General features: G+C 71.9%; 18 protein-coding genes. 15 read left to right on the top strand and 3 right to left on the bottom strand.

From position 1 onward, the window contains the following. Window positions 1-342: 342 nt before the first annotated feature. From leuS to OG933_RS28805, 8 genes are all read left to right on the top strand, one after another. A complete protein-coding gene (leuS, locus tag OG933_RS28770) occupies window positions 343-3,237 on the top strand; it encodes a leucine--tRNA ligase (RefSeq protein WP_405629538.1) in 2,895 nt (964 codons plus the stop codon). Between the two features lie 309 nt (window positions 3,238-3,546). After that, entirely contained in the window at window positions 3,547-4,287 is a 741-nt protein-coding gene (locus tag OG933_RS28775) for a hypothetical protein (RefSeq protein WP_362264518.1), read from the top strand. Between the two features lie 157 nt (window positions 4,288-4,444). Beyond that, complete coding sequence (locus OG933_RS28780; RefSeq protein WP_057600032.1) at window positions 4,445-5,290, top strand: DegV family protein; 846 nt, start codon at window positions 4,445-4,447, stop codon at window positions 5,288-5,290. A 476-nt stretch (window positions 5,291-5,766) separates the two neighbouring features. Continuing rightward, entirely contained in the window at window positions 5,767-6,678 is a 912-nt protein-coding gene (locus OG933_RS28785) for a helix-hairpin-helix domain-containing protein (protein ID WP_405629540.1), read from the top strand. Window positions 6,679-6,740: 62 nt separating this feature from the next. After that, entirely contained in the window at window positions 6,741-9,386 is a 2,646-nt protein-coding gene (locus OG933_RS28790; RefSeq protein WP_405633551.1) for a ComEC/Rec2 family competence protein, read from the top strand. Window positions 9,387-9,613: 227 nt separating this feature from the next. Beyond that, on the top strand, window positions 9,614-9,859 hold the full coding sequence (locus OG933_RS28795) for a hypothetical protein (RefSeq protein ID WP_057600029.1): 246 nt from the start codon (window positions 9,614-9,616) through the stop codon (window positions 9,857-9,859). Between the two features lie 107 nt (window positions 9,860-9,966). Further along, window positions 9,967-10,956: a DNA polymerase III subunit delta gene (holA, locus tag OG933_RS28800; RefSeq protein ID WP_362524739.1), complete on the top strand. Its 990-nt coding sequence runs from the start codon at window positions 9,967-9,969 to the stop codon at window positions 10,954-10,956. 111 nt (window positions 10,957-11,067) lie between these two features. Continuing rightward, window positions 11,068-11,463: a nuclear transport factor 2 family protein gene (locus OG933_RS28805; protein ID WP_054244957.1), complete on the top strand. Its 396-nt coding sequence runs from the start codon at window positions 11,068-11,070 to the stop codon at window positions 11,461-11,463. A gap of 272 nt (window positions 11,464-11,735) precedes the next feature. Here OG933_RS28805 and rpsT read toward each other — a convergent pair whose 3' ends face one another. Further along, window positions 11,736-12,002: a 30S ribosomal protein S20 gene (gene rpsT, locus OG933_RS28810; RefSeq protein ID WP_020127768.1), complete on the bottom strand. Its 267-nt coding sequence runs from the start codon at window positions 12,000-12,002 to the stop codon at window positions 11,736-11,738. A 268-nt stretch (window positions 12,003-12,270) separates the two neighbouring features. Between rpsT and lepA the strand changes: the two genes are divergently transcribed. The 5 genes from lepA (at window position 12,271) to hemW (ending at window position 21,552) form a co-directional block, all read left to right on the top strand. Further along, complete coding sequence (lepA, locus tag OG933_RS28815; protein WP_362524734.1) at window positions 12,271-14,139, top strand: translation elongation factor 4; 1,869 nt, start codon at window positions 12,271-12,273, stop codon at window positions 14,137-14,139. 247 nt (window positions 14,140-14,386) lie between these two features. After that, the gene (locus OG933_RS28820; RefSeq protein ID WP_405629543.1) at window positions 14,387-16,261 is read left to right on the top strand and encodes an AMP-dependent synthetase/ligase; all 1,875 of its coding nucleotides are present in this window, start codon (window positions 14,387-14,389) and stop codon (window positions 16,259-16,261) included. Between the two features lie 224 nt (window positions 16,262-16,485). Further along, complete coding sequence (locus OG933_RS28825; RefSeq protein ID WP_405629545.1) at window positions 16,486-18,588, top strand: SpoIIE family protein phosphatase; 2,103 nt, start codon at window positions 16,486-16,488, stop codon at window positions 18,586-18,588. A 426-nt stretch (window positions 18,589-19,014) separates the two neighbouring features. After that, window positions 19,015-20,106: a Dyp-type peroxidase gene (locus tag OG933_RS28830; protein WP_405629547.1), complete on the top strand. Its 1,092-nt coding sequence runs from the start codon at window positions 19,015-19,017 to the stop codon at window positions 20,104-20,106. Between the two features lie 213 nt (window positions 20,107-20,319). Beyond that, window positions 20,320-21,552 carry a radical SAM family heme chaperone HemW gene (gene hemW, locus OG933_RS28835; protein WP_362264537.1) on the top strand — a complete coding sequence of 411 codons (1,233 nt, stop codon included), beginning with the start codon at window positions 20,320-20,322 and terminating at the stop codon, window positions 21,550-21,552. 31 nt (window positions 21,553-21,583) lie between these two features. Here the strand turns inward: hemW and OG933_RS28840 are convergent, their stop codons facing one another. Further along, window positions 21,584-22,387 (bottom strand): DUF3097 domain-containing protein, encoded by an 804-nt coding sequence (locus OG933_RS28840; RefSeq protein WP_362524724.1) that lies wholly within the window; start codon window positions 22,385-22,387, stop codon window positions 21,584-21,586. Window positions 22,388-22,429: 42 nt separating this feature from the next. Continuing rightward, window positions 22,430-23,146: an MBL fold metallo-hydrolase gene (locus tag OG933_RS28845; protein WP_362524721.1), complete on the bottom strand. Its 717-nt coding sequence runs from the start codon at window positions 23,144-23,146 to the stop codon at window positions 22,430-22,432. A 159-nt stretch (window positions 23,147-23,305) separates the two neighbouring features. Between OG933_RS28845 and hrcA the strand changes: the two genes are divergently transcribed. Continuing rightward, complete coding sequence (hrcA, locus tag OG933_RS28850) at window positions 23,306-24,322, top strand: heat-inducible transcriptional repressor HrcA (RefSeq protein ID WP_020127761.1); 1,017 nt, start codon at window positions 23,306-23,308, stop codon at window positions 24,320-24,322. Next, window positions 24,323-25,459 (top strand): molecular chaperone DnaJ, encoded by a 1,137-nt coding sequence (gene dnaJ / locus OG933_RS28855; RefSeq protein WP_020127760.1) that lies wholly within the window; start codon window positions 24,323-24,325, stop codon window positions 25,457-25,459. The last annotated feature ends 76 nt before the right edge of the window (window positions 25,460-25,535 follow it).

Raw genomic sequence — 25,535 nt, forward strand, 5'->3', positions numbered from 1 at the left:
TTGCGCTGTTATCAAACGACAATGTGGCTGTTGTGATGTCCCTTAGCTACTGTTACGCGAAGTAACCCTTGACCTTGATTCAGTTCCGGCCTCGCCATTCTGGTCGCAGCAACGTTGTCGCGACCATGCATACGTACGAGCGTCGCGGCTTGCTCAAGGCCTGCGGTACCCTAACGCCATGCGTGCTGTACGCCTTCTGCTTAGCGAGCCGCGCTGATCAGTCCCGACCGCCGGTGAACGGACGGTTCGGAATCGGCGCGGCGTCCCCTCCTGTGCGAGGGGATTTTTCGTTTCCTGGACGACGACCCGCTGGCAGAGACGATCGATGGAGCTTTGAGGACCATGAGCGAGACGAACCCCGCTGCCGCCGCTGCACCGGCGGAGGCCGCGCCGCACCGCTACACGGCTGCCATGGCCGCCGAGATCGAGGCACGCTGGCAGGACTTCTGGGACGCCGAGGGTACGTACGCCGCGCCGAACCCGAAGGGCGACCTGGCCGGTGACCCCGAGCTGGTGGCCCGACCCAAGAAGTTCATCATGGACATGTTCCCGTACCCCTCGGGTGCGGGCCTGCACGTCGGCCACCCCCTCGGCTACATCGCGACCGACGTCTTCGCACGCTTCCAGCGCATGACCGGCCACAACGTCCTGCACACCCTGGGCTTCGACGCCTTCGGCCTGCCCGCCGAGCAGCACGCCGTGCAGACGGGCGAGCACCCTCGGATCACCACCGAGGCGGCGATCAACAACATGAAGTCCCAGCTGCGCCGGCTGGGCCTGGGCCACGACAAGCGCCGGTCGTTCGCCACGATCGACCCGGACTACTACAAGTGGACCCAGTGGATCTTCCTGCAGATCTTCAACTCCTGGTACGACAGCGAGGCGGACAAGGCCCGCCCGATCGCCGAACTGGTCGCCCAGTTCGAGTCCGGTGAGCGCGGCGTACCGGGCCACACGCGCGCGTGGAACGAGCTGACCGCCACCGAGCGTGCCGACGTCCTGAGCGAGTACCGCCTGGCCTACGCCTCCGACGCCCCGGTCAACTGGTGCCCCGGTCTGGGCACCGTGCTGGCCAACGAGGAGGTCACCGCCGACGGCCGTTCCGAGCGCGGCAACTTCCCCGTCTTCAAGGCCAAGCTGCGCCAGTGGAACATGCGCATCACCGCCTACGCGGACCGCCTGCTGGACGACCTGGACGCCCTGGACTGGCCCGAGGCGATCAAGCTCCAGCAGCGCAACTGGATCGGCCGCTCCGAGGGCGCCCGCGTCGACTTCCCCGTGGACGGCGAGCGCATCACGGTCTTCACCACGCGCCCGGACACCCTGTTCGGCGCGACCTACATGGTCCTGGCGCCAGAGCACCCGCTGGTCGACAAGTTCACCCCGGACGCCTGGCCCGAGGGCACGCACGACGTCTGGACCGGCGGCCACGCGACCCCGGCCGAGGCCGTCGCCGCGTACCGGGCACAGGCCGCGTCGAAGTCCGACGTCGAGCGCCAGGCCGAGGCCAAGGACAAGACCGGCGTCTTCACCGGCGTGTACGCCACCAACCCGGTCAACGGCGAGCAGGTCCCCGTCTTCATCGCCGACTACGTGCTGATGGGCTACGGCACCGGCGCGATCATGGCCGTCCCCGCGGGCGACCAGCGCGACTTCGAGTTCGCGCGCGCCTTCGAGCTGCCGATCCACTGCATCGTCGAGCCGACCGACGGCCGGGGCACCGACACGTCGACGTGGGAGAACGCCTTCGGTTCGTACGACGCGAAGATCATCGCCTCGTCCAACGAGGAGATCTCGCTGGACGGCCTGAGTGTCGTCGACGCCAAGGCCCGCATCACCGAGTGGCTGGCCCGCAAGGGCATCGGCGAGGGCACCGTCAACTTCCGCCTGCGTGACTGGCTGTTCAGCCGCCAGCGCTACTGGGGCGAGCCCTTCCCGATCGTCTACGACGAGGACGGCGTCGCCCACTCGCTGCCCGAGTCGATGCTGCCCCTGGAGCTGCCCGAGGTCGAGGACTACTCGCCCCGCACCTTCGACCCGGACGACGCGGACACCTCCCCGGAGACGCCGCTGTCACGCAACGAGGACTGGGTGAACGTCACCCTGGACCTGGGCGACGGCAACGGTCCGCGCAGGTACCGCCGCGAGACCAACACCATGCCCAACTGGGCCGGTTCCTGCTGGTACGAGCTGCGCTACCTGGACCCGCACAACAGCGAGAAGCTGGTCGACCCGGAGATCGAGCAGTACTGGATGGGCCCCCGCGAGGGTCAGCCGCACGGCGGTGTCGACCTGTACGTCGGTGGCGCCGAGCATGCCGTGCTGCACCTGCTGTACGCGCGCTTCTGGTCCAAGGTCCTGTTCGACCTGGGACACGTCTCCTCCGTGGAGCCGTTCCACAAGCTGTTCAACCAGGGCATGATCCAGGCCTACGTCTACCGCGACAGCCGCGGCTTCCCGGTGCCGGCCGCCGAGGTGGAGGAGCGCGACGGCGCGTACTTCTACCAGGGCGAGAAGGTCAGCCGCCTGCTGGGCAAGATGGGCAAGTCCCTGAAGAACGCGGTCACTCCCGACGAGATCTGCGTCGAGTACGGCGCCGACACCCTGCGCCTGTACGAGATGGCGATGGGCCCGCTGGACGTGTCGCGGCCGTGGGACACGCGCGCGGTGGTGGGTCAGTACCGCCTGCTGCAGCGGCTGTGGCGCAACGTCGTCGACGAGACCACCGGCGAGCTGAGCGTCGTCGAGGTCGAGGACGCCGACATCGACGTGGACACCCTGCGGGCCCTGCACAAGGCGATCGACGGAGTGCGCCAGGACCTGGAGGGGCTGCGCTTCAACACCGCCATCGCCAAGATCACCGAGCTGAACAACCACCTGACCAAGGCGGGCGGCGCGGTGCCGCGTTCCGTCGCCGAGCCCCTGGTGCTGCTGGTCGCCCCGCTGGCCCCGCACATCGCCGAGGAGCTGTGGCGCCGGCTGGGCCACACCGACTCGGTCGTCCACCGGGACCTGCCGGTCGCCGACCCGGAGTACGTCGTGGACGAGAGCGTGACCTGCGTCGTGCAGATCAAGGGCAAGGTCAAGGCGCGCCTGGAAGTGTCCCCGGCGATCTCCGACGAGGAGCTGGAGAAGGTGGCGCTGGCCGACGAGGGTGTCGTGAAGGCGCTGGGCGGGGCCGGCATCCGCAAGGTCATCGTGCGGGCGCCGAAGCTGGTGAACATCGTTCCGGCGTGAGCGTGAGCGTGAGTGCAGGCGCGAGCGCAGGCGTGAGCTTGAACGTGACGGGGCGGTACACATGAGCGGGCTGTACGGACGATCATGACCGGGTTGTGGTTGTGCGTATGACCGGGCTGGACATGTGACCGGGCCGTACGCACGGCCGGGCCGGGTGTCGCGGGCCGGTGGGTGCGGCTCCGGGTAGTCCCCTACGGGCAGGTTCGGGGTTCTTCTGGAACTCCGAGCCTGCCCGTCTCGTTTACCGTTTGAAGTGCGGCGTGCCCTGTGCGGCGCCGGATGTGTCGTGGCAGACCGGAGGAGGAGCTCGTGGAAGCAGTGATCGCAGTAGTCGCCCTGCTCTTCGTGCTCTTTGTGGTGCTCGGCGCCTACGCCACCGTGAAGGTGATCGGCGCCGCCAAGCGGGGCGTCGACCGCACCATCGACCAGGCCAGGCGCACGGTCGAGGACCACACTCTGCGGGCCAAGTCCTTCGCCCAGTTCGGACCGGCCGGCGAGATCGCCCAGCTGAGGCTCAAGCTGCGCACCTCGATGCGGGCCACCCAGGACGCGCTGCACGCGGGCGTCACCGAGGACGAGTCCCTCAAGGAGTCCCTCGCCCTGTTCCACAGGCTCAGCGCGCACGGACACGAACTGGACACCGAGCTCAAGCGCCTGGAATCGGAACCGGACCGGGCGACGCTCGCCGCGCGGCTGCCCTCACTGCGCGAGCGCACCGAGCGCGTCGTGGGATCGGCGGACTCGCTGCGCTGGGCGGCCCGCGACCGGGCCCGCCGTTTCGCGGACGACGACCTCGACTCCCTGAGCGCCCAGATCGACGTCGAGGCCGGTGCTCTTCGCCACTGGACCACGTCGGACTCCTCCCCGCAGACGCCGCCGCCCCCGTGGCCCGAGGCACCGGCGGCCGACAGTGCGGCGCAAGGACAGACGTGGCCGGAGACACCCGGCGCACGCACGCCGCAGGAGCCGACCCGGCCCGCCATCACCCCACCGGGACCGCGCCCCGCCTACCCGTGGCAGAAGAAGCCGCGTCCCGAGAGCACCACCTGAGGCCGGGGCCGGATTCCCGCCCTCCGGGGCCCGGTTCGTCAGGTGGCGGGGTCCTGGATCAGGTGCCGTCAGGCGTGGTACTGGATTCGGTCAAGGGCGGTCCAGCTGCGAGGGGCCGGGCTGCCGCACGGGGGCTACGCCAGGTAACCTCCAGGTCATGTCCCGCCATGTCGCGATCGTCACGGATTCAACGGCCTACTTGCCGCAGCGGACGATGGAGCGTCACGGCATCACCTCGGTGCCCCTGACCGTCGTCCTCGGCGACCAGGCTCTTGAAGAGGGCAACGAGATCTCCACCCGTTCCCTCGCCCAGGCCTTGCAGAAGCGACGCTCCGTCACCACCTCGCGTCCCAGCCCCCAGCTCTTCGCCGAGACGTATCGCAGGATCGCCGAGTCCGGTGCCACCGGCATCGTCTCACTGCACCTCTCCGCCGAACTGTCCGGCACCTACGACGCGGCGGTGGTCGCGGCGCGTGAGGCGCCGGTACCGGTACGGGTGGTGGACACCGGCATGGTCGCGATGGCGCTCGGCTTCTGCGCGCTCGCGGCGGCCGAGGTCGCCGAGGCGGGCGGCACGGTCGACGAGGCGGTCACCGCGGCGGAGAAACGGGCCGCCGGCACCTCCGCCTACTTCTACGTCGACACCCTCGAGTACCTGCGCCGCGGCGGCCGGATCGGCGCCGCCCAGGCCCTGTTGGGCTCCGCGCTCGCGGTGAAGCCGCTGCTCCAGCTGAGCGGGGGGCGCATCGACCTCCTGGAGAAGGTACGGACGGCGTCGAAGGCGATCGCCCGCCTGGAGGAACTCGGGGCGGAGCGGGCGGGTAGCGGGTCGGTCGACATCGCCGTGCACCATCTCGCCGCCCCCGACCGGGCGTCCGCGCTCGCCGACCGTCTGCGGTCCCGCGTGCCCGGACTCGCCGACCTGCATGTGAGCGAGGTCGGCGCGGTGATCGGGGCGCACACCGGACCGGGGCTGCTGGGCGTCGTGGTCTCGCCGCGCTGACGGCTCGGCTCACTCGTGTGAGTGGTGGAGTTTTCCACAACTGGGCGTTCATCCCCGGAAATTGAGCAAGATCATCGCGGCGCGGCGAAGTGTCCGATCCTCGTCGCATGGCACTTCGATCACGTCCACGCAGCCCGAACGCGACCAGCGGCCCCGGCCGGGGCCCCGGCTCCGACGGCCGTTCGCACCGCCTCCGTCCCCCTGGCGCCGGTCGATCCGGACCCCGGCACGCCTCGGCGGAGGAGATCCGCCGCCGGGCGAAGGTGCTCTTCGCCGAACGGCCCCGGGAACAAGGGGAGATGGGGATGGGGCCGCCGGGTGGGGACGGCGGGGATGGTGAAGGTGCTGTCCTGGGTGGTGCGTCGGGTGCGTCGGGAGCGTCGGGTGCGTCGGAGTCGGCGGGTGGGGCAGTGTCGGTGGCGGGGGTGCCGGTTGCCCCGGGTGTTCTGAAGGGGTCGGGTGCGCCGCAGGTAGATGTGGCCGACGGCGAGGGCGTACAGCACGCCGGTGTCGATGCCGACACCGACACCGACACCGACACCGGCATCGACAGCGGCATCGGTATCGGCGGCGATGAGATGCGTAAGGGGCGTGCTCCTCGTGTCGGCGGCGACGGCGATGAGATGGGTAAGGGGCGTGCTCCTCGTGTCGTCGGGCCCTGGCAGGAGCGGGTGGGGCTTGGTCTGCGAGAGCGGATGCCGGTGTGGCTGCTGGCGCGCTGCGGACTGGAACGCAGGAGTGTGCTCGCGCTCTCGGTGCTGCTCGTCGTCGCCGCCGCCTTCGCCGTGCAGCACTTCTGGGCCGGCCGGGCTCAGCCGGTGCGGGCACCGGAGGTGGTGCGAGCCGCCGCGCCCTACGAGGCGGGAGAGCTGAACTCGGCTGCCGGGCCTGCCCCTTCCGCAGGTCCGCCGGGCGTCGGCAGCACGGTCGGGGCCGAGATCGTGGTGGACGTCAGCGGCAAGGTGAGGAAGCCCGGCATCCACCGACTCCCGGCCGGTTCACGGGTGGTCGACGCACTGGGCGCGGCCGGTGGTGTGCGACCGGGCACCGACACCGACGGTCTCAACCGCGCGCGTTTTCTCGTGGACGGGGAGCAGGTCGTCGTCGGTGCCCCCGCCCCGCAGACCGGAGCCGCCGGGACGGGAGCGGGGTCGGCGGCGGGTTCCACCGGTGCCGGCACGCGAGCCGGGCCCCCGGCGCCCATCTCCCTCAACACGGCCACCGTGGACCAGTTCGACACGCTGCCGGGCGTCGGCCCCGTGCTGGCGCAGCACATCATCGACTACCGGGCGCAGCACGGCGGTTTCCGATCGGTGGACGAACTGCGCGAGGTCAACGGCATCGGCGAGCGACGCTTCGCCGACCTGCGGAATCTCGTGCGGCCATGAGGCGCGAAGACACCGAGGCCGTCGGTGTTCGGAATGGACCTGGCTCCGCTGCCCGCCGCGCCGTGCACGCGGCCTCCGGGAAGCGGCTGGGCGACGCCCATCCACGTCAGGAAGGGCCGGTGGATCTACGGCTCGTACCGCCCGCGCTGGCGGCCTGGGCGACGGCGGCGCTGACGTTGGACGCGTCTTCGGGGGTGGTGGGTGGCGTCGTGGCCGTCTGCCTCCTGGCCGCCGGTGCCCTTCTGATCGTGAGCCGGCGTGCGGCGGGGCGTGGTGCGGGTTCCGTTGCAGGGGCCGTTGCCGGACCTGTTGCGGAGCCTGTTGCAGGGCCTGTTGCCGGTAGGCGCATGTGGCCCCGGGTCACCGTCGCCGCTTCGATGCTCTGCGTGGGCGCGGCTGCCGCGTCGGCCGGGCTGCACGGGGCCGATCTGCGCCGGGGGCCGGTGCCGGAGTTGGCGCGGGAGTACGCGACCGTCACCGCCGAGGTCGAGATCACCTCCGACCCACGACTCACCCGGCCCCGGGTCAGAGGGGACCACGTGACCCCGGACTCCGTCCTGATCAACGCCGAGGTGCGCACCGTCGAGGGAGCGACCGGGGCGGCCGTGGCGACGCGGGCCCCGGTGCTGGTGGTGGTGGACGTCGGCTCGCGCCGGGCCGAGGGTGGGCCACGGGCGAACCCCGGGAGCCGCGAGACGCCGGGCCGTCTGATGCCCGGCGGTGTGCGGGGATCCGGGATGCGGTCCGGAATGTGGGCCGGGGCGCGGTCCGGGGTTTCGTGGCTGGGGCTGTTGCCGTCCACACGGGTGCGGGTGACCGGGCGGCTGGTGCCCGCGCTGGCCGGTGGGGACCGGTTCGCGGCCGTGCTGCGGGTGCGGGGCCGGGCGGTGCCGTCGGTCGTGCGGGAGCCCTCGGGCGCGCAGCGGTTGGCGGGGCGGTTGCGGGCGGGGCTGCGGGCGGCCACCGACGGACTTCCGGCGGACGCGAGGGCACTGCTGCCGGGGCTGGTCGTCGGGGACACCTCGCGGATCACGCCCGAACTGGACGAGGCGTTCAAGGCGACTGATCTGGCCCACACCCTTGCCGTTTCCGGGAGCAACCTCACGATCGTCCTCGCGCTGCTCCTCGGCCCTCCCGGGCTGGCCCAGCACGTCGAGCGGCGCGGTCTGGCACCTCGCCTCGGCGTCCCGCTCCGGGCGACCGCGCTGCTCGGCGGCGCGCTCACCCTGGGCTTCGTGGTGGTGTGCCGGCCCGACCCGAGCGTGCTGCGCGCCGCGGCCTGTGGAGCGATCGTGCTGCTCGCGCTGGCGACCGGCCGCCGTCGGTCACTGATCCCCGCGCTGGCGACGGCGGTGCTGCTGTTGGTGCTGTACGACCCGTGGCTGGCCCGGAGTTACGGGTTCCTGCTGTCCGTCCTGGCCACCGGGGCCCTGTTGACGCTGGCGCCGCGCTGGAGTGCCGCGCTGCGACGGCGCCGGGTGCCCCCACGGCTCGCTGAGGCGTTGGCGGCCGCGGGAGCCGCGCAGGCGCTGTGCGCGCCGGTCGTGGCGGTGTTGTCGGCTCGGGTGAGTCTGGTGGCGGTGCCCTGCAATCTCCTGGTGGAGTTCGCGGTCGCGCCGGCGACGGTACTGGGCTTCGCGGTGCTGGCGACGGCTCCCGTGGCGATGCCGTTGGCCGAGGCGCTGGCGTGGTGCGCGAGTTGGCCGGCCGGGTGGATCGCGGGTGTGGCGCGGACCGGGGCGGCGCTGCCCGGCGGAGGAGTGGACTGGCCGGGGAGCTGGGGCGGGGCGTTCCTGCTCGCGCTGGTCACGGGCGTGGTGGTGCTGCTCGGGCGGCGGCTGTCGCGGCACCCGTGGCTGTGCGCGGTCTGCGGGGTGCTGCTTCTGCTCGCGGTGGTTCAACCGCCGCCGCTGACCCGGGTGCTCACGGGCTGGCCACCCCCGGGCTGGCGGCTCGCGATGTGCGACGTGGGGCAGGGTGACGCGACGGTCCTGGCGGCGGGCGGGGGCGCCGGCGTGGTGGTGGACGCCGGGCCGGATCCGGCACTGGTCGACCGGTGTCTGCGCAAGCTCGGGATCACCCGGGTGCCGCTCGTCGTGCTGACCCACTTCCACGCGGATCACGTGGCCGGGCTGCCGGGGGTGCTGCGGGGCCGGGAGGTGGGGGCGATCGAGACGACGGGGTTCGAGGAGCCCGTGGACCAGGTGGAGTTCGTACGGAGGGAGGCGGAGGCGAGGGATGTGCCGGTGGTGCGGGCCGCGGCCGGGGAGCGGCGGCGGGTCGGTGCTCTCGACTGGGAGGTGCTCTGGCCGCCACCGCACCCGGCGCCGCGCCCGGACGGGCCGAACGACGCGAGCGTGACATTGCTCGTGCGGGCGGCCGGGCTGCGGATGCTGCTGCTCGGCGACCTCGAACCCCCGGCCCAGCAGGCGTTGTTGCGATCGTCGGCGGCACCGTCGGTGCGTGGGGTGGACGTGCTCAAGGTGGCCCATCACGGCTCGGCCTACCAGGACCCCGACCTCATACGCGCCGTGGCGCCACGGCTGGCGTTGATCTCGTGCGGCGCGGACAACCCGTACGGGCATCCCGCGCCCAGCACGGTCGCGGCGCTGCGCGCGGGAGGGGCGGCGGTGCTGCGGACGGACCGCGACGGGGCGCTGGCGGTCGCCACCGGCACGGACGGGGAGCTGCGGGTGGCACGGGACTGAGGGCCGAGAATCTCTCGGCCGAAGGCTGGTGTGACCGTCCAGGGCGACCGGTTGGGGCACTGTCCGGGGCGACCGGTTGGAGGACTGTCGGGTGACCGCTTGGAGCGCTCTCCGGGGTGACTGGTTGAGGCACTGTCCTAGTGCTGCCCAGGCGCTGCCTGACGCTGCCTGGGCACTGTGTGGGACCGCCTGGGGGCTGTCTCCTGAGCGTGTCGGAAAATGGTGCGGTGAGTGATGTGAGACATGTGCTGGTGCTGCCCGATCGCGATGCCGCGGAGGAGGTGGCCCAGGCGCTCGGGGACCGGTTCGGGGTGCGCGAGGAGCCGAGGGTCGTCCGGGACGCGTTGGCGGGGGAGGACGACGCGGAGGACGCGCAGTGGCTCGTCCTGCTGCGGGACGAGGAGGAACGCCTCGACGCGGCGGCGCTCGACGAGTTCGCGGGGGAGTGGGAGGGCTGGCGGGAGGAGCCGTGACCGTGACCCGTCGGCGGCTCGTCGGTGGGGGGCGGGTTTGACCGTGACCCGTCGGCGGCTCGTCGGTGGGGGTCGGGTTGTCAGTGGCTCGTGGGATGCTTTCGGTGATGGCCAGGAAGACTGCGAATGACGACCCTCTCGCCCCGCTGACGCTTGCCGTGGGCCAGGAGGACCTCCTGCTCGACCGTGCCGTGCAGGAGGTGGTGGCCGCCGCCAGGGCCGCCGACGCCGACACGGACGTGCGTGACCTGACCCCGGACCAGGTGCAGCCCGGCACGCTCGCCGAGCTGACCAGCCCCTCGCTCTTCGCGGAACGCAAGGTCGTGGTCGTACGCAACGCGCATGACCTGTCCGCCGACACGGTCAAGGACGTCAAGGCGTATCTGGGGTCGCCCGCCGAGGAGATCACGCTGGTGCTGCTGCACGCCGGCGGGGTCAAGGGCAAGGGGCTGCTGGACGCCGCGCGCAAGGCGGGGGCGCGGGAGGTGGCCTGTCCGAAGATGACCAAGCCGGCGGACCGGCTGGCCTTCGTACGGCAGGAGTTCCGGGCCACCGGGCGGTCGGCCACGCCCGAGGCGTGCCAGTCGCTCGTCGACGCCATCGGCAGCGATCTGCGGGAGCTGGCCTCGGCCGTGTCCCAGCTGGTGGCCGATGTCGAGGGGACCATCGACGAGGCCGTCGTCGGGCGTTACTACACGGGGCGGGCCGAGGCCTCGAGCTTCACCGTCGCCGACCGGGCGGTGGAGGGGCGGGCCGCCGAGGCGCTGGAGGCGCTGCGCTGGTCGCTGGCGACCGGGGTCGCGCCGGTGCTGATCACCAGTGCGCTGGCGCAGGGAGTGCGGGCCATCGGCAAGTTGTCCTCGGCGCGGGGTGGCCGGCCGGCCGATCTCGCACGGGAGCTGGGCATGCCGCCCTGGAAGATCGACCGGGTGCGCCAGCAGATGAAGGGCTGGACGCCGGACGGAGTGGCGAACGCGCTGCGGGCCGTCGCCGAGGCGGACGCGGGAGTGAAGGGCGGCGGTGACGACCCCGAGTACGCCCTCGAGAAGGCCGTCGTGGCGGTCGCGCGGGCGGCGCGGTCCGGGGGACGCGGGTAGCCGTCCATCCCGGGTGCCACCGGGGTGATCCAGTAGCCGTTCCCCTGTCGGGGAGGAGAATCGGGGGTACCAGCCGCACATCGCCGGCGCATGGGAAAGGTGGCGATCGACATGGCTGAACACCCGCACGCGGCACTTGTCCGCAAGGGATACGACGCCTTCACCCGCGGAGACATGGACACCCTGCGCGGGATGATGACGGGGGACTGTACGCACCACGTGCCCGGTTCCCACATGCTCTCCGGGGACTTCAAGGGCCTCGACGCGGTCATGGACATGTACGGCAGGCTGTTCTCGGAGACGGGCGGATCGTTGCGCGTCGACCTGCGCACCGTACTCGTCGACGGCCGAGGGCACGCCGTCTCCCTGCACCGGATCACCGCCGACCGCAACGGCAAGCACATGGACGACAACGGGGGCATCGTCTTCCGGATCGTCGGTGACAAGATCAGTGATCTCGACGAGTGCGTCGAGGACATCGACACGAGCGACGACTTCTGGTCCTGACGGGCCCTGTCACCCCGGTCGCTCCGGTCACCCCGGTCACTCCGGTCACCTCTGATGGTCCCGGTCCCTGCCCCCGGGGGCGCCCAGGCAGACCGAAGGCCCCCGCGCCCGCCCTGGGGAAGGGCGAGCCGCGGGGGCCTTCGGTTCATGCTTCAAGCTGTTGGATCGCGCCCGCGTGGCGAACGCAGGCCGTGCGCGATCCGTAGGGTGCCGGTCGGGGGCGGATGAGAGAGGGCCCGCCCTGGTCCTTCCGGCGATCAGATCTGAGGGATTCAGCCCTTGAGGGTCTCGACCTTGGAAGCAAGCGCCGACTTCTTGTTGGCGGCCTGGTTCTTGTGGATGACGCCCTTCGAGACGGCCTTGTCGAGCTGACGCGCGGCAGCGCGCTGGTACTCGGTGGCCTTCTCGACGTCACCCGCGGCAGCAGCCTCACGGGCCTTGCGGATCGCGGTCTTCAGGGAGGACTTGACGGCCTTGTTGCGCAGCCGAGCCTTCTCGTTGGTCTTGATCCGCTTGATCTGGGACTTGATGTTCGCCACGAATGAGCCTTTTCAGGTTCAGGCACGGGCCCGTACGGGTCCGTACCGATGAGTTTCCGAGATGCCTCGAAGTTCCCCGAGAAGTGTTGTCCGGGAAGTTCTCCGAGGAGATGTGCCTCGTGCTGAGAGGGCAAGAGACACAGCTGCCCAGACTACCAGTGGCTCCCCGAGTGGCCCAAACCGGTCCCCGGTCGCCACGCGTGGGACCATGGAGCCTACGTATCGATCCGACCCGAGGCACAAGGCGCCTCAAGAGACAGGACCCTGCGTGCCCGCGACCCCTAACAATGTGCCCGAGCCGAGCCGTACCGACCCGGCTCTGATCCGCAATTTCTGCATCATCGCGCACATCGACCACGGCAAGTCCACGCTCGCCGACCGCATGCTCCAGCTGACCGGAGTGGTCGATCAGCGCCAGATGCGTGCTCAGTACCTCGACCGCATGGACATCGAGCGTGAGCGCGGCATCACGATCAAGTCCCAGGCGGTCCGACTGCCCTGGGCCCCGACCGAGGAACCGGGCAAGACCCACATCCTCAACATGATCGACACCCCCGGGCACGTGGACTTCACGTACGAGGTGTCCCGGTCGCTGGCCGCCTGTGAGGGGACCGTCCTCCTGGTCGACGCCGCCCAGGGCATCGAGGCCCAGACTCTCGCCAACCTCTACCTGGCGATGGAGAACGACCTCAAGATCATCCCCGTACTGAACAAGATCGACCTTCCGGCCGCCCAGCCCGAGAAGTTCTCCGAGGAGCTCGCCAACCTCATCGGCTGCGACCCCTCGGACGTGCTCAAGGTCTCCGCCAAGACCGGCCTGGGCGTCGAGGCGCTGCTGGACCGCGTGGTGGCCGAGGTGCCCGCACCGGTCGGTGTCCAGGACGCCCCCGCGCGCGCCATGATCTTCGACTCGGTGTACGACTCCTACCGCGGTGTCGTGACGTACGTGCGTGTCATCGACGGTCAGCTCAACAAGCGTGAGCGGATCCGCATGATGTCCACCGGCGCGACGCACGAGCTGCTGGAGATCGGCGTCTCGGCCCCCGAGATGAAGTCGGCCGACGGCCTCGGTGTCGGTGAGGTCGGCTATCTGATCACCGGTGTGAAGGACGTCCGCCAGTCCAAGGTCGGTGACACGATCACCACCCTGCACAAGGGGGCCACCGAGGCGCTCGGCGGTTACAAGGACCCGAAGCCGATGGTCTTCTCGGGTCTGTATCCGCTGGACGGCTCCGACTACCCCGAGCTGCGCGACGCCCTCGACAAGCTCCAGCTCAACGACGCCGCGCTGGTGTACGAGCCGGAGACCTCCGCCGCCCTCGGCTTCGGTTTCCGCGTCGGCTTCCTGGGCCTGCTGCACCTCGACGTGATCCGTGAGCGGCTGGAGCGCGAGTTCGGGCTCGACCTCATCGCCACCGCGCCGAACGTGGTCTACCGCGTCGTCATGGAGGACGGTTCCGAGCACACCGTCACCAACCCGAGCGAGTTCCCCGAGGGGAAGATCGACGACGTGTACGAGCCCGTCGTACGCGCCACGATCCTCGCGCCCTCCGAGTTCATCGGCTCGATCATGGAGCTGTGCCAGACCCGGCGCGGCACCCTGCTCGGCATGGACTACCTCTCCGAGGACCGGGTCGAGATCCGCTACACGCTCCCGCTCGCGGAGATCGTCTTCGACTTCTTCGACCAGCTGAAGTCCAAGACGCGCGGCTACGCCTCGCTGGACTACGAGCCCACCGGCGAGCAGGCCTCCAGCCTGGTCAAGGTCGACATCCTGCTGCACGGCGACAAGGTGGACGCCTTCTCGGCGGTCACGCACAAGGACGCGGCGTACGCGTACGGCGTGCGGCTCGTCGCCAAGCTGCGCGAGCTCATCCCGCGGCAGGCCTTCGAGGTGCCCATCCAGGCGGCCATCGGCTCCCGGGTCATCGCCCGCGAGACCATCCGCGCCATCCGCAAGGACGTCCTCGCCAAGTGCTACGGCGGTGACATCTCCCGTAAGCGGAAGCTGCTGGAGAAGCAGAAGGAAGGCAAGAAGCGGATGAAGATGGTGGGTTCCGTGGAGGTTCCGCAGGAGGCCTTCATCGCCGTCCTGAGCAGTGACGACAACCCGGGATCGGGCAAGGGCAAGAAATAGCCACGATTCACGCAGGTTTTCAGGGCCCGTCGCGCGACAGCGCGGCGGGCCCTGTGGCTGTATTCAGGAGAAAGTGACTGCCCGGAGCCCCTTACGTGCTGGCCAGTCGCCCTCTACTCTGATCCCTGCTCGGTAGTTACTCGTGAGTTAAACAACAGCCGCCGTCAACAACCGCCGCTGTCAACAACCGCCGCGTCGAACGACGGCGCAATGAGCCAGCCGCATCGTCGCGGGCCCGGAGGATGTCGTGAGCGACACACAGACACTGATCGAGAACCGTCCGCCGTCCGTCGCGGGCCTCTTCCTGGAGCGCGTGGCGGCCACGCCCGACGCCGAGGCGTACCGGTATCCGGTACCGGCCGCGTCCGGCGAGGGCCCCGACGACTGGAAGTCGCTGAACTGGGCGCAGGCCGCCGAACGCGTCTACGCGATCGCGGCCGGCCTGATCGAGCTGGGCGTGCGGGCCGAGGAGCGCGTCGCGCTCGCCGCCTCGACCCGGCTCGAGTGGATCCTCGCCGACCTCGGCATCATGTGCGCCGGGGCCGCCACGACCACCGTCTACCCGCAGACCAACGCCGACGAGTCCGCGTTCATCCTCGCGGACTCCGAGTCCAAGGTGCTGATCGCCGAGGACGCGGCCCAGCTCGCCAAGGCGGTCGAGAAGCGCGCCGAGCTGCCCGCCCTCACCCATGTGGTCGTGATCGACCCGGCCGGGGTGGAGACCGCCGACTGGATCCTCACCCTCGACGAGCTGGAGAAGCGCGGCGCCGCCCGGCTGGAGAAGGAAGCCCAGCTGATCAAGGAGCGGGTCGGCGCGATCACGAAGGACCAGCTCGCCACCCTGATCTACACCTCCGGCACCACCGGCCGGCCCAAGGGTGTCCGCCTGCCGCACGACAACTGGTCGTACATGGCGAAGGCGATCGCCGCGACCGGTCTGGTCGGCCCCGACGACGTGCAGTACCTGTGGCTGCCGCTCGCGCACGTCTTCGGCAAGGTCCTCACCTCCGGCCAGATCGAGGTCGGGCACGTCACCGCCGTGGACGGTCGCGTGGACAAGATCATCGAGAACCTGCCGATCGTCCAGCCGACGTACATGGCCGCCGTGCCGCGCATCTTCGAGAAGGTCTACAACGGGGTCGCCGCCAAGGCCCGTGCGGGCGGCGGGGCCAAGTTCAAGATCTTCCAGTGGGCCGCCGAGGTCTCCCGCGAGTACGCCAAGGCCGCCCAGGACAACTTCCGGCGCACCGGCACCGCCGCCGTCCCCTTCGGGCTCAACGCCAAGCACAAGGTCGCCGACGCGCTCGTCTACGCCAAGATCCGCGAGGCCTTCGGCGGCAACCTGCGCGCGTGTGTCTCCGGGTCGGCGGCGCTCGCCCCGGAGATCGGTTACTTCTTCGCCGGCGCCGGCATCCACATCCTCGAGGGCTACGGCCTGACGGAGTCCTCCGCGGCCTCCTTCGTCAACCCCGGTGAGGCCTACCGCACCGGCACGGTCGGCAAGCCGCTGCCCGGCACGGAGGTGCGGATCGCCGACGACGGCGAGATCCTGCTGCGCGGCCCCGGCATCATGGAGGGCTACCACGGGCTCCCGGAGAAGACCGCCGAGGTCCTGGAGGCCGACGGCTGGTTCCACACCGGCGACATCGGCGAGCTGTCGCCCGACGGGTACCTGCGCATCACCGACCGCAAGAAGGACCTCATCAAGACGTCCGGCGGCAAGTACATCGCGCCCGCCGAGGTCGAGGGACAGTTCAAGGCGGTGTGCCCGTACGTCTCCAACATCCTCGTGCACGGCGCCGACCGGAACTTCTGCACGGCGCTCATCGCCCTCGACGAGCCGTCGCTCCTCGACTGGGCGAAGGACAACGGGCTGGCCGGAAAGTCGTACGCGGACGTCGTCGCCTCGCCCGTCACCGTGGAGCTCATCGACGGCTACGTCAAGCAGCTCAACGAGGGTCTCCAGCGCTGGCAGACCATCAAGAAGTTCCGGCTGCTGCCCCGGGACCTGGACGTCGAGCACGGCGAGATCACGCCCAGCCTGAAGCTGAAGCGGCCCGTCGTGGAGCGGGAGTACAAGCACCTCATCGACGAGATGTACGCCGGATCGCGCGAGGTGTAGCACGCGAGCGCGGGGGCGCGACGGCGCGGAGCGCAGCGCGTCGGCGCGCGGCCGGGGCGGAGTCCGAATGCTCGGATTCCGCCCCTCAAGCGTGCTTCATCGAGCACATGCGGACAGCTGCGTAGCACGGTTCTCGCTCAGGACGGCCCACTTCGGTAACCCAGCGCTCATGGCCGGGACCGGTCTGTCACCCTGTGGGCATCCGACCGCCCGGGGAGCTGCGCATGGGGGCCATTCCGACGCAACGGGAGACCGCGTCCCGTGCCCAGGGCGCGCCCGCGCACCCGAGTACGCACTCGGTCGCGCTCCCGCACATCCGCGCAACCCTGAACGGCGGTCCCCTCGCGCCCGGTGCCGCCCGCGAGCTGGTGCGCGCCGCGCTGGCGGAGTGGGCCGGTCTCGGCCTGCTCGGCGCGAAGGGGGCGGGGGAGACCGGGCACACCGGGCAGACGCGCACCGGGCGCACCGGGCGCACCGGGCAGCCCGGGGAGGCGGGGGAGGCCGGGGAACCCGGAGAGCGCCTGGCCGAGGACACCACACTCGTCGTCAGCGAGCTGGTCACGAACGCCGTCGTGCATGCCGGCACCGACGTCGAGCTGGCGTGCCGACTGGAGGAGGATCCCGAACACCCCGGGCACCCCGGTGGCTGCCGCGCGGTCGTCGTCGAGGTCTCCGACCATCACCCCTCCCGCGCCCCGCGCGACGGCACCGCCGAACCGTCGTACGGGACGCCGGAGTACGGCCGCGGCCTGCGCCTGGTCGCCGCGCTCGCCGATGCCTGGGGGGTGACGTACCGCAGGGGGACGAAGACGGTCTGGGCCCGGCTGCTGCCGACGGCCGCCGAGTCCGACGACGCCGACCGGCCCGGCCGTGCCGACCAGCCGTGTCCCGGCCCTGAGCACGACGTCCCCGGCCACGCGGGACACCTGGGTTGCTTCGGTCACGCCGGCCTCACCGCCCACCCGGACCGCCCGCTCGACTCCGGCCCGGGTCTCCTCGAAGCGCTGGCCCCGGTCCCGCAGCAGGTCGGGTCGCGGGACCGGGACTGGCTCAACCGCGGTGCCCTCTCCTTTCTCGCCGAGGCGTCCGATCTGCTCGCCGGGCAGCTCGACGAGGATCTGGTGGCCGCGCTGACCGGCCAGCTGCTCGTGCCGCGGCTCGCCGACTGGTGCGCGGTGTGGCTCGAGGACGAGGTGAGCGGGCGTGGTGAGTGGGCCGGCGGGCCGGGGCCACGGCTGGCCCGGGTCTGGCACGGCTGCGAGAGCCGCGTCGAGGAGCTGCGCCGGGCCCTGGAGAAGGATCCGCCGTGTCCGCCCGACGGCGGCCCCCGCTCCGGACCGGAGTCCTTTCCATGGCCCGGCGCGGCGCTCGGCCCGCACGGCACGGCCCTCGCCTACCGGCTGATCGCCGGCGGCCGGCCGCTCGGCACCCTGGTCATCGGGCAGGCCGGGCTGCCGGCCTTCGCCGACGAGGTCACCGGGCTGGTCGAGGATCTCGGCCGCCGGGTGGCGCTGGCCATCGGCGCGGCCCGCCAGTACGCCCGCCAGGTCACCATCAGCGCCGTCCTGCAACGGGGGCTGCTGCCCGGCGCGGTCGCCGAGATCCCCGGGGTGCGCAGCGCCCTCGTCTACGAGCCGCGCGAGCAGGGCGGCCCGAGCGGCGACTTCTACGACCTGTTCCCGGCGGGCGACGGCCGCTGGTGCTTCGCGGTGGGCGATGTACAGGGCAAGGGGCCCGAGGCGGCCGTGGTCATCGGCCTGGCCCGGCCCTGGCTGCGGCTGCTGGCCCGCGAGGGCTATGGCGTGGCCGATGTCCTGGACCGGCTCAACCAGCTCCTCCTCGACGACGCGACCGAGGCCGCCGACGCCGCCGCCCGCGCCTTCGTCGGCCCCGCCGGGCCGGGCGACGGCCCGCAGACCCGCTTCCTTTCGCTCCTCTACGGCGAGCTGGCACCCTTCGAGGGAGGGGTCCGCTGCACCCTCGCGTCCGCCGGGCACCCGCTGCCGCTGCTGCTCGGCCCGGACGGCTCGGTCGCCACGGGCGGGCGGCCGCAGACCCTGCTCGGAGTCATCGAGGACGTCACGTACACCAGCGACAGTCTGGAGCTGCGGCCCGGCGACAGCCTGCTGTGCGTCACCGACGGCGTCACGGAACGGCGGTCGGGTCTGCGGCAGTTCGACGACGAGGACGGTCTCGCCGCGGCGCTGGCGGGGTGCGTCGGACTCGACGCGGAGCTGATCGCGGAGCGGATCCGGCGGCTGGTGCACGAGTTCGGCGACCAGCCGCCGGAGGACGACCTGGCGCTGCTGGTACTTCAGGCGGAGTAGCCACCGCTCGTGCCTGTCCGCCGGGGGCGGAGCCGGGCGCGGGCGCGGTGGTGGTGCGGGGCCGGGGCGGTGGTGGTGCGGGGCCAGGTGTGGCGGGCAGGACGGTGGTGGGGCCGGGGCCGGGACGGGCGGCGATGGTGGCAGGGTCAAGGCGTGGCGGCGATGGTGACGGGGGCGGGCGAGGCCCGGCACGGCTGTGGTGGCGAGGTCGGGCACGGCGGTGGCGAGGCCGGACGCGGTGGTGGTGGCGGGCCGGAGCGGGGCGCGGCGGCGTTGGTGGCGGGGCCGGCGGGACGGTGGCGGAGAGGTCGGGTACGGCGGTGGCGGGGCCGGGTGATCGCGGGTGGGCGGCCGGGAGAGGGCTGGGGGTGTCGGGTGGGGCGGGGGAGACCGGGTGGTCGGTCTTGCGGATGTATCGTCCGGTTCGTGCCGAAGGCGACGAATGCCGTATCTGAAACGCCCACCCGTCGACGCGTCCTGATCGCCGGAGCGGGACTCGGGCTGACCGTGACCGCCTGTACGCGTGACGCCGATCCGCCCGAGGACGCCCGCGGGCCCGGCTTCCACGGCCTGCGCCAGGCCGGGGTGACGACCCCGCGGCAGGCCACCGCGCTGCTCGTGGCGTACGACCTCGACCCCGCCCTGCGCGGCGCGGCGGGCGTGCGTGCGCTGAAGGCAGTGCTCGGCGCGTGGACGCACGCCCTCGCCGAGACGCTGGAGTCGGACGGCTCGCGCGCCGCCCGCCTCACCGCGACCCTCGGCATCGGCCCCGCTCTCCCCGCGCGCCTCGGCCTGCGGGCCCCGGCCGCCCTGCGTGAGCTGCCCGCCTTCACCGGTGACCGGCTCGACCCCGACCGCTGCGGCGGCGACGTGTTGGTGCAGCTCTGCGCCGACACCGCGGACGCCACCGAGGCGATCGCCGCGACCCTGACCCGGCTGGCCGGGGAGACCCTGTACCCGCGCTGGCGGCAGGACGGCTTCCTGCCCCCGTCACCCGACGGCGGCACCACCCCGCGCAATCTGCTCGGCTTCAAGGACGGGCCCGCCAACCCGACCCCCGAGGAGTGCGAACGCTGGGTGTGGTCGGGCAACGCCACCTGTCTCGTCGTACGACGAGTCCACCTGCGTCTGGAGGACTTCGCGCGGCTCGCCGTGCACCGTCAGGAGGAGATCATCGGCCGCAGCCGCTCGACCGGCGGCCCGCCGGGCGGCGTTCCGTCGGCCGGTGGCCCCGATGCGGCCGCCCCGCCGCGCTCCCACGTCCGGGCCGTCAGCCCCCGCCTCGACTCGGGGGCGCGAATGCTGCGTCGCGGCTACTCCTACGCCGACGGCCCCACCGACCAGGGCCTGCTGTTCCTCGCGTTCATGCGGGATCCCGCACTGTTCGCACGGGTGCAGCGCCGGATGGCGGCCCAGGACGAGCTGAGCGGATTCACCGAGGCCCGGGGCTCGGCGGTGGCGTACGTCCTGCCGGGCGCACGAGCGGGACGGCCGCTGGGCGCGGAGCTGCTGGGCTGACCGCCCACCGGCGCCCGGCCCGGTATCCGGCACGCGTCCGGCGCCCGGCCCGGTATCCGGCACGCGTCCGGCGCCCGGCCCGGTATCCGGCACGCGTCCGGCGCCAGGCCCGGTGTCCGGCATCGGCCCGGCGGCCGGTGTGCGGGGCCGGTGAGGGTGGTCCGGGTCGGCGGGCATCCCGGGGTGGGGTGGACGTACGGGACAATGGGTTGCATGCCTTCCGCACTTCCCGACGGTGAGCCGGTTCCCGACGACGGCGCGCTCCCCGCGCACGCGCTCGCCGGCGCCGCCGACCGCCCCCTCGGGTTCTATCTGCACGTCCCGTACTGCGCGACCCGCTGCGGCTACTGCGACTTCAACACCTACACCGCCACCGAGCTGCGCGGCACCGGCGGAGTGCTCGCCTCCCGCGACAACTACGCCGACACCCTGATCGACGAGGTCCGGCTGGCCCGCAAGGTGCTCGGCGACGACCCGCGCGAGGTCCGCACGGTCTTCGTCGGCGGCGGTACGCCGACCCTGCTGGCCGCCTCCGACCTGGTGCGGATGCTGGGCGCGATCCGTGACGAGTTCGGGCTGGCGGCGGACGCGGAGGTGACGACCGAGGCGAACCCGGAGTCCGTCGACCCCGCCTATCTGGCCACCCTTCGCGAGGGCGGCTTCAACCGGATCTCCTTCGGCATGCAGAGCGCCAGGCAGCACGTGCTGAAGGTGCTCGACCGCACGCACACCCCCGGCAGGCCCGAGGCTTGTGTGGCGGAGGCCCGGGCGGCGGGCTTCGACCACGTCAACCTGGACCTGATCTACGGCACCCCGGGCGAGTCGGACGACGACTGGCGGGCCTCGCTGGACGCCGCTCTGGGAGCCGGCCCCGACCATGTCTCGGCGTACGCCCTGATCGTCGAGGAGGGCACCCAGCTCGCCCGCCGGATCCGCCGGGGCGAGGTCCCGATGACCGACGACGACGTCCACGCCGACCGGTACCTGATCGCCGAGGAGACGCTCGCCGCGGCGGGCTACGAGTGGTACGAGGTGTCCAACTGGGCGACCTCCGAGGCGGCCCGCTGCCTGCACAACGAGCTGTACTGGCGCGGCGCCGACTGGTGGGGAGCGGGCCCGGGAGCGCACTCGCACGTGGGCGGCGTCCGCTGGTGGAACGTGAAGCACCCCGGGGCGTACGCGGCGGCGCTGGCGGCCGGACGGTCGCCGGGGGCCGGACGGGAGCTGCTGCCGGCCGAGGACCGCCGGGTGGAGCGGATCCTGCTGGAGCTGCGGCTGCGGGAGGGCGTACCGCTGGACCTGCTGCGGCCGGAGGGGCTCGCGGCGTCACGACGGGCCCTGGCGGACGGGCTGCTCGACAGCGGCCCCTACGACGAGGGGCGTGCCGTGCTCACCCTGCGCGGGCGGCTGCTGGCCGACGCGGTGGTGCGGGACCTGGTGGACTGACCGCCCGAGCCCGGACCCGGGGATCCGCGGCTCAGGACACGGTCACGAAGTCGATCAGTTCCTCGACGCGGCCCAGCAGTTCCGGTTCGAGGTCCTTGTAGGTGTCCACCCGCTTCAGGACGGCCTGCCAGACCGCCCCGGTGTTCTCCGGCCAGCCCAGGGCCCGGCACACGCCCGTCTTCCAGTCCTGGCCGTGCGGGACCCGGGGCCAGGCCTCGATGCCGACGGCCGAGGGCTTCACGGCCTCCCAGATGTCGATGTACGGGTGGCCGACGACCAGGGCGTGTTCGCTCGTGACCGACCGCGCGATGCGCCACTCCTTCGTGCCGGGGACGAGGTGGTCCACCAGGACGCCCAGCTTCGCGTCGGGTCCCGGCGCGAACTCGGCGACGATCGCCGGCAGGTCGTCCACGCCCTCCAGGTACTCCACGACCACGCCCTCGACGCGCAGATCGTCGCCCCACACCTTCTCGACCAGCTCGGCGTCGTGCCGGCCCTCGACGTAGATGCGGCCGGCGCGGGCCACACGCGCGCGCGCCCCGGGGACGGCGACCGAACCGGAGGCGGTACGGGTGGGACGTACGGGACCGCCGGACGCAGGCCGTACGAGGGTCACGACCCTGCCCTCTAGCAGGAAGCCGCGCGGCTCCAGCGGGAACACCCGGTGCTTGCCGAAGCGGTCCTCCAGGGTCACCGTGCCCGCCTCGCAGCGGATCACCGCCCCGCAGAACCCGGTGCCGGGCTCCTCCACCACCAGCCCGGCCTCCGCCGGGACCTCGGGGACCGGTTTCGGCCGCTTCCAGGGAGGGGTCAGGTCGGCGGAGTACTGGCGCATTCGCATGACGATAGGAGAAGCGCCGGGCCGAGGGACACACGATCAGCGCGACACGCCGAAACGGGCCGCCAGCGCGTCGCGTTGCGCCCGTACGAACGCCGCGTCCACCACCGCCCCGTGACCGGGCACGTACAGCGCGTCCTCGCCGCCGAGTTCGAGGAGGCGGTCGAGGGCGGCGGGCCAGTGGGACGGTACGGCGTCGGGGCCGGCCTGGGGCGCGCCGGACTCCTCGACCAGGTCGCCGCAGAACACCGTCTCGGGGCTGCCGGGGACCAGGACCGCCAGGTCATGGGCGGTGTGACCGGGGCCGACGTTCGCCAGCAGGACCTGCCGGCCGCCGCCCAGATCGAGGGTCCACTCGCCGCAGACGAGATGCCGGGGCCGGACGAGCGTGTCCGCGGCCTCCGTCGCCGCCGTCTCGTCGAGACCGTTGCGCACCGCGTCCGCCCGCAGCTCCTCGGCCGGCACGGTGTCGACCCCCACCGCCCCGAAGACCTCCGCGCCCGCGAACGCCGCAGCCCCGAACACATGGTCGAAGTGGGGGTGGGTGAGGGCGAGATGGGTCACACGGGAGCCGGTGAGTTTTTCGGCCCACGTCCGCAGCCGCGCCCCCTCGGCCAGGCTCGACCCCGCGTCGATCATCAGTACCGCGCCCGCCCCGACGACCAGCCCCGCCGTGCAGTCCCAGCCCGGCAGCCGTACCCGTCCCACCCCGGCCGCTACCCGCTCCCACCCCAACTCTTCCCAAGTCACCGTCATACCGCGACGCTAGCCCTACGACGCTGCGCCGGGGGCCGACCTTGCCCCGGGTGTACCCCACAGCCGTACACTGGGCCGGGGAACGCTGGCACTCGGATGTGAAGAGTGCCAGACGGGGCTCCCAGGGGACTGGGGACGACTGCTGGAGGTGTGCGCGCGATGCTGAGTGAACGCAGGCTCCAGGTGCTGCGCGCCATCGTCCAGGACTACGTCGGCACCGAGGAACCCGTGGGGTCGAAGGCGCTCACCGAGCGGCACAGCCTCGGCGTGTCCCCGGCGACGGTCCGCAACGACATGGCCGCCCTGGAGGACGAGGGGTACATCGCCCAGCCGCACACCAGTGCCGGGCGGATCCCCACGGACAAGGGCTACCGGCTGTTCGTCGACAAGCTGGCCGGCGTCAAGCCGATGACCGGTCCCGAGCGGCGGGCCATCCAGAACTTCCTCGACGGCGCCGTCGACCTCGACGACGTGGTGGCCCGGACCGTACGGCTGCTCGCGCAGCTCACCCGGCAGGTCGCCGTGGTGCAGTACCCGTCGCTGACCCGCTCGACCGTGCGGCACGTGGAGCTTCTCTCGCTCGCGCCCGCACGCCTGATGCTCGTGCTGATCACGGACACCGGGCGGGTCGAGCAGCGGATGGTGGACTGCCCGGCGCCCTTCGGGGAGGCCTCGCTGGCAGATCTACGCGCGCGGCTCAACAGCCGGGTCGCGGGCCGGCGGTTCGCGGACGTGCCGCATCTGGTGGAGGATCTGCCGGACGCGTTCGAGACCGAGGACCGCGGCACGGTCACAACGGTGCTCTCCACCCTGCTGGAGACGCTCGTCGAGGAGAACGAGGAGCGGCTGATGATCGGCGGAACCGCCAATCTCACCCGCTTCGGACATGACTTTCCCCTCACCATCCGACCCGTCCTGGAGGCACTGGAGGAGCAGGTCGTGCTCCTCAAGCTCCTTGGCGAGGCGGGGGATTCGGGCATGACCGTACGCATCGGTCACGAGAACGCCTATGAGGGACTCAACTCCACTTCGGTGGTGTCGGTCGGCTACGGTTCGGGCGGCGAGGCAGTCGCCAAGCTGGGCGTGGTCGGACCGACCCGCATGGATTACCCGGGAACGATGGGAGCGGTACGAGCGGTGGCACGGTACGTCGGACAGATCCTGGCGGAGTCGTAGGTGGCCACGGACTACTACGCCGTTCTCGGCGTGCGCCGCGATGCGTCGCAGGAAGAGATCAAGAAGGCCTTCCGGCGGCTCGCGCGCGAGCTGCACCCGGACGTCAACCCGGACCCGAAGACCCAGGAGCGGTTCAAGGAGATCAACGCCGCCTACGAGGTGTTGTCGGACCCGCAGAAGAAGCAGGTCTACGACCTCGGCGGCGACCCGCTGTCGCAGTCGGGCGGCGGAGGCGCGGGCGGCTTCGGCGCGGGCGGCTTCGGGAACTTCTCGGACATCATGGACGCGTTCTTCGGTACGGCGTCGCAGCGCGGTCCGCGCTCGCGCACCCGGCGCGGCCAGGACGCGATGATCCGGCTGGAGATCGACCTCGAGGAGGCGGCCTTCGGCACGACCAAGGACCTCCAGGTCGACACGGCGATCGTCTGCACGACGTGCAGTGGCGAGGGCGCGGCCCCCGGCACCAGCGCGCAGACGTGTGACATGTGCCGCGGCCGCGGCGAGGTGTCGCAGGTGACGCGGTCCTTCCTCGGGCAGGTCATGACCTCGCGGCCGTGCCCGCAGTGCCAGGGCTTCGGCACCGTCGTGCCGACCCCGTGCCCGGAGTGCGCGGGCGACGGGCGCGTGCGCTCGCGCCGCACCCTGACGGTGAAGATCCCGGCCGGTGTCGACAACGGCACCCGGATCCAGCTCGCGGGCGAGGGCGAGGTCGGCCCCGGCGGCGGCCCCGCCGGCGACCTGTACGTGGAGATCCACGAGCTGCCGCACGCGCAGTTCCAGCGGCGCGGCGACGACCTGCACTGCACGGTGACCCTGCCGATGACGGCGGCGGCGCTCGGCACCAAGGTGCCGCTGGAGACGCTGGACGGGCTGGAGGAGGTCGACATCCGGCCCGGTACCCAGTCCGGCCAGTCGATCCCGCTGCACGGCCGCGGTGTCACGCATCTGCGCGGCGGGGGGCGTGGTGACCTCATCGTGCATGTCGAGGTGCAGACGCCGAGCAAGCTCGACCCCGAGCAGGAGCGGGTGCTGCGGGAGCTGGCCAAGCTGCGTGGTGAGGAGCGGCCCACCGGGCAGTTCCAGCCCGGGCAGCAGGGGCTGTTCTCCCGGCTGAAGGACGCGTTCAACGGGCGGTGACGGTGGGTGTGCGGGGGCCTTCTCGCCCCCGCCGCCCCTTCCCTTTCCCGTCCCTGGGGGCTGCGCCCCCAGGCCC

Origin of the sequence: Streptomyces sp. NBC_00016, from assembly GCF_045040885.1 — a bacterium.
Taxonomy (GTDB): domain Bacteria; phylum Actinomycetota; class Actinomycetes; order Streptomycetales; family Streptomycetaceae; genus Streptomyces; species Streptomyces coriariae.

Bases quoted from the DNA above. Each gene is read 5' to 3' on its own strand.
- leuS (WP_405629538.1), top strand. From the start codon at position 343: ATGAGCGAGACGAACCCCGCTGCCGCCGCTGCACCGGCGGAGGCCGCG.
- OG933_RS28780 (WP_057600032.1), top strand. From the start codon at position 4,445: ATGTCCCGCCATGTCGCGATCGTCACGGATTCAACGGCCTACTTGCCG.
- holA (WP_362524739.1), top strand. From the start codon at position 9,967: ATGGCCAGGAAGACTGCGAATGACGACCCTCTCGCCCCGCTGACGCTT.
- OG933_RS28805 (WP_054244957.1), top strand. From the start codon at position 11,068: ATGGCTGAACACCCGCACGCGGCACTTGTCCGCAAGGGATACGACGCC.
- OG933_RS28825 (WP_405629545.1), top strand. From the start codon at position 16,486: ATGGGGGCCATTCCGACGCAACGGGAGACCGCGTCCCGTGCCCAGGGC.
- hemW (WP_362264537.1), top strand. From the start codon at position 20,320: ATGCCTTCCGCACTTCCCGACGGTGAGCCGGTTCCCGACGACGGCGCG.
- OG933_RS28840 (WP_362524724.1), bottom strand. From the start codon at position 22,387: ATGCGCCAGTACTCCGCCGACCTGACCCCTCCCTGGAAGCGGCCGAAA.
- OG933_RS28845 (WP_362524721.1), bottom strand. From the start codon at position 23,146: ATGACGGTGACTTGGGAAGAGTTGGGGTGGGAGCGGGTAGCGGCCGGG.
- hrcA (WP_020127761.1), top strand. From the start codon at position 23,306: ATGCTGAGTGAACGCAGGCTCCAGGTGCTGCGCGCCATCGTCCAGGAC.